At 69.3% G+C, this 3,937-nt stretch carries 5 protein-coding genes and 1 pseudogene; 2 read left to right on the top strand and 4 right to left on the bottom strand.

What is annotated here, in order from left to right:
* On the top strand, positions 1 to 517 hold a 517-nt coding region (locus O3Q52_RS50120), incomplete at its 5' end, for a polysaccharide deacetylase family protein (RefSeq protein ID WP_269655088.1).
* 149 nt (positions 518 to 666) lie between these two features.
* Here O3Q52_RS50120 and O3Q52_RS50115 read toward each other — a convergent pair.
* Complete coding sequence (locus tag O3Q52_RS50115; protein ID WP_269655089.1) at positions 667 to 1,332, bottom strand: class F sortase; 666 nt, start codon at positions 1,330 to 1,332, stop codon at positions 667 to 669.
* Between the two features lie 332 nt (positions 1,333 to 1,664).
* Between O3Q52_RS50115 and O3Q52_RS50110 the strand changes: the two genes are divergently transcribed.
* Entirely contained in the window at positions 1,665 to 2,150 is a 486-nt protein-coding gene (locus O3Q52_RS50110; protein ID WP_269655087.1) for a hypothetical protein, read from the top strand.
* Between the two features lie 70 nt (positions 2,151 to 2,220).
* On the opposite strand, the gene O3Q52_RS50105 is transcribed toward O3Q52_RS50110, so the two are convergent.
* The 3 genes and pseudogenes from O3Q52_RS50105 to O3Q52_RS50095 form a co-directional block, all read right to left on the bottom strand.
* Positions 2,221 to 2,742 (bottom strand): hypothetical protein, encoded by a 522-nt coding sequence (locus O3Q52_RS50105; protein ID WP_269655086.1) that lies wholly within the window; start codon positions 2,740 to 2,742, stop codon positions 2,221 to 2,223.
* 223 nt (positions 2,743 to 2,965) lie between these two features.
* Positions 2,966 to 3,730: a DUF4239 domain-containing protein gene (locus tag O3Q52_RS50100; RefSeq protein ID WP_269655085.1), complete on the bottom strand. Its 765-nt coding sequence runs from the start codon at positions 3,728 to 3,730 to the stop codon at positions 2,966 to 2,968.
* 16 nt (positions 3,731 to 3,746) lie between these two features.
* Positions 3,747 to 3,937 (bottom strand): annotated as a pseudogene (locus tag O3Q52_RS50095) (hypothetical protein); the annotation flags it as partial.

Raw genomic sequence — 3,937 nt, 5'->3', positions numbered from 1 at the left:
GCAGATCCTGCGCACGCTCAAGGCCCACAAGGTGCGCGCCATGTTCTTCGTGTGCGGGGAGATGGCCTCCGGCCACAAGGACTTGCTGCGCCGGATGGCCGACGAGGGACACGTGGTGGGCAACCACACCTGGTCCCACCCCCTGCTGACCCGTCTGACCAGGGCCGAAATCCGCTCCCAGATGGAGCGCACCTGCGATGTCATCGAGGAGGGAGCCGGGGAGCGGCCCGGCTGGTTCCGCGCGCCGTACGGTGCGTGGAACCGGGCCGCCTTCCAGATCGGCGCCGAACTCGGCATGGAACCGCTCGCCTGGACCGTCGACACCCTCGACTGGACCTCGCCGGGTGCCGGCGCGATCGAGGGCCGGGTCATCAAGGGAGCGGCCCCGGGGGTCGTGGTCCTCGGACACGACGCGGGCGGGGACCGCACGCAGAGTGTGACGGCGCTGCGCGACTATCTGCCCCGGCTGCTGGACTCGGGCTATCAGATCATCGTGCCCCGACGGCAATCCACATAGACGTCGGCACATAGATGCTGGCACATAGACGCCGGCACACAGATGTCGGCACATAGATGTCGGCAGTCCACATAGAGCCGCGGAGTTCCACGGAACCGAAAGGGTTCAGTGGAACTCCGCGGGGTTTCGTCCGCCCGTCCGGGGAAGGCTCAGCGAACCTCGATCAGGCGGGCGAACACGACGACGTTCCCGTCGTAGCCGTTCTGCTTGGAGAAACCGCCCCCGCAGGTGATGACGCGAATTTCGGGGGTTCCGGTGTTCCCGTAGACACGGTCTCCTGGGAAGTTGTTCTTCGCGAAGACCTCGATGCCGTAGATCTCGAAGACGGCGGTCTTTCCGTCCTTGCGCAGGACCTCCACGCGATGTCCCTTTTTCAGGGCCCCGAGTCCGTAGAAGACGGCGGGGCCCTGCCGGTTGTCGACGTGGCCGACCATGACGGCCGTGCCCTTCTCGCCGGGCGAGACCGCGCCCGAGAACCAGCCCGCGAGGTTCGGGTCCTCCGGCGGCGGCGCGTCCACCCAGCCCTCCATGTCGAGGCCCACCGGTATGGCGGGGGCGTCGACGCGGATGGCCGGGATCCTGATGCGGTCGGCCACGGAGAACGGCAGGGGGACCGGAGCGCCCGTGCGCGTCGTGCTGCCGGTGACGCGGTTGTCCGCGGCGGCGGCCGTCGCGGGTTGTGGGGGCCCGACGTCGAACTCTCCCGAACCATTCCGAATGAGAGCGAGGCCGGTCAGCAGGACAAGCGCTATGACGCCCCAAGGAGCGCGCTTCTTGGGGCGCTCCTCCTCTTCCGCCAGCTCGGACACGAACATTCGCAATCCCCTCTCGACGTGGCCGTCGCCACGTCCGTCGCGCATACGAGAACGCTAAGCGCAGCGCGCGCACAGGGCGACGGGAGAAGCGCGAACGGGTGGCGGAGCCGACTGCCGTGAGCCATCCGAGTTGCCATCGCCAGGAAATTTCTGACGGTCCGTGACCTGCGACAATATCCGATTGTGTTCCTTTCTGTCGGCGTGTCCTCTCACCGGTACGGAGCATTCTCGAAATGCGGCCCTGTGCACGGCAACTGAGGGTCTGTCTGGGAGGCGTTTTCTCGCCGATCGACTCGGGGACGGTTCCCGGGGCGCCTTCCGCGGAGGATCACATGCGTACCAATCGTGCCCTGGCGGTCTCTGCGGTGGCGTTCGCCGCCGTCGGACTCGCCGCTCCCACGGCCGCGGCCTGGGACAACCCGAGCAACATCACCGCGATGCCCAGCGTCATCGCCCGCGGAGGCCAGCTGGCGGTCACCGTGGACGGCTGCCCAGAGGGCGGCACCATGACGTCGACGGCGTTCCCGCAGGCCAGCCTCACGCCGGTCAACAGCAACAACGAGACCTCGAAGGGGACCGCCACCATCAACAGATCGGCCAACCCGGGCTCGTACGACATCACGGTCCACTGCAGCGGCAAGACCCTCACCAAGCCGCAGGCATTCACCGTCATCGGCGGTGTCCGAGGCGGTCTCGGCGGCAGCAGCACCACCGGTGCCACACCGACCGACATCGCGATCGGCGGCGGCCTCGTCGGCCTCGCCCTCATCGGCGGCGGGGTGTTCTGGATGCGCCGCCGCTCCGAGAACAAGATCTGAGCCCGGACAGCCCTTCGCCCCGGACCCTCAAGGGTTCCGGGGCGAAGGCCTGTCCGGCGCGTCCGCTGCGTCAGCCGCCGTGCTCGCCGGTGCGCCGCCGCGACCAGTAGTACGCCGCGCCGACCGAGCCCGCGATGAGTGCGGCGCCGAGGCCGATCTCACTCAGGTCGAAGCCGCCCGCGCTGCCGCCGATACCCGCCTTGACGCCCCGGAGGACGGGGGTGTGCGTCGGGTCGTTCGGGCGGCCGGTGGCGATGGTGAGATCCGTGCGGCCGGATTCGTTTCCGCACTGGAACGTCACCTCGTACACCGCGCCGGGCTTGGCGTCCCAGTCGACGGTGGCCGTGGCCGAGCCCTGTCCCTTGGGGATCGTCACCTTGTCGAAGACGCCCGAGGAGACCTTGGTGTCCGACTTGCAGCCGTTGACCGACAGCGAGACGCGGCCGCCCGCGGCGATGGTCGTGGGCGAGACGTTGAAGCCGAACGAGGTGATGTTGCGCTCGCCGTCGTCCCGGGCGGCGGCGACGGGGGCGGTGAGGGTCAGGGCGGTCACGCCCAGCAGTGCGGCCGAAGCGACGCGTATCGCGCGCATGGTGAGTCCTCCGGGTCCCCGAGGCGCAGCCGCGGACCTTTTCCGCTGCGCCGTACATGCACCTCGATGATCGAAACGCTAGGAAGGTGCGGGCGCCGGCGCGATCGCTGTCGCGCGAATGGGGCAACCGTGTGGGCCGAACCGGGCATCGGATGCGTGCGGTCGGGGGACGGGCCCGGCGCGGCGTCCGTCCCCCGATGAAGTCGGCTCGTAAGGGTCTCCGTCACTCACCGGCCTTCGGGAAGAGCGTCAGGAACGGATCGGCGGTCGCCGTGATCCCGCGGCTGTAGGGAGCGTCGAAGTCCCAGATCAGGAAGAGCAGGAAGGCGATCAGGGCGGCGAACAGGCCCGCCAGGATCACCTCGCGCAGGGTGCGGCGGATCTGCAGCGCGAAGATCAGCCCGACGGTGACCACGGCTCCGGTGATCAGACCGAACCACACGACGCCCGGCATGGTCGGAGCCGTCGACTCCGCGCGGGCCGTGCGCGCGTTGTCCGCCGCGGTGACCTGGTCGAGGAGCGGCTGGTAGGCCTGGGCCTCGAAGTCCGTCCGCGGCTCGTAGTCGGTGACGTCGTTGCGGATCCTGGCCAGCAGCTTGGTCCCCCGGTCGGTGACCTTGCCGTCGTCGGCCATGGCCTTCCACTCGGTGGTGACGACGTGGCCGACATAGACGTTGACGTCGTCCCGGATGCGGTCGCGCACGTCGGGCGGGTACACCCGGACGCGCTCGGAGATCTCGTGCAGCGCGTACGCCTCGTTCTGGACGTGATCCTGGGCGACGCCGCGCGCCTCCCAGACACCGGCGATGGCCAGGCCGAGCACGATGGCGTACACCACGCCGATCATCATCGTCATGTACTCGATCACGTCCGGAGTCTCGGACGGATCGTCGTCGTCGGCGGCGGTGTGGTGCCGCACGACGGTGACGATGAGGACGACGACACTGGCCGCCGCCATCGCGAGGGCGAGAACAAGCCATTCCGACAAAGGATTCCTCCAGGGGTCAGCGCGGGCGCAGCGCGGCGACGGCGAACACCGCGGGCGCGGTGATGAGCAGGGTGAGCGAGACCAGGGACGGGCCGCCGCGGGGCGGCGCCTTGCGCGGCCTGGTGCGGTACGCGGGATAACTCACCGGAGTCGGCGAGGGGCTGGGACGCACGGTGGGGGTCGGCGTCGGTGTCGGCGTGGGCTTCG

The organism is Streptomyces sp. ActVer, from assembly GCF_027270795.1.
Classification (GTDB): domain Bacteria; phylum Actinomycetota; class Actinomycetes; order Streptomycetales; family Streptomycetaceae; genus Streptomyces; species Streptomyces umbrinus_A.
Note: the sequence above shows the minus strand (reverse complement) of the source record. Positions and strands in the feature narration are given on the sequence as shown.

What these genes read in the sequence shown, in the direction of transcription:
- O3Q52_RS50115 (WP_269655089.1), bottom strand. Translation starts at nt 1,332, where the DNA reads ATGTTCGTGTCCGAGCTGGCGGAAGAGGAGGAGCGCCCCAAGAAGCGC.
- O3Q52_RS50110 (WP_269655087.1), top strand. Translation starts at nt 1,665, where the DNA reads ATGCGTACCAATCGTGCCCTGGCGGTCTCTGCGGTGGCGTTCGCCGCC.
- O3Q52_RS50105 (WP_269655086.1), bottom strand. Translation starts at nt 2,742, where the DNA reads ATGCGCGCGATACGCGTCGCTTCGGCCGCACTGCTGGGCGTGACCGCC.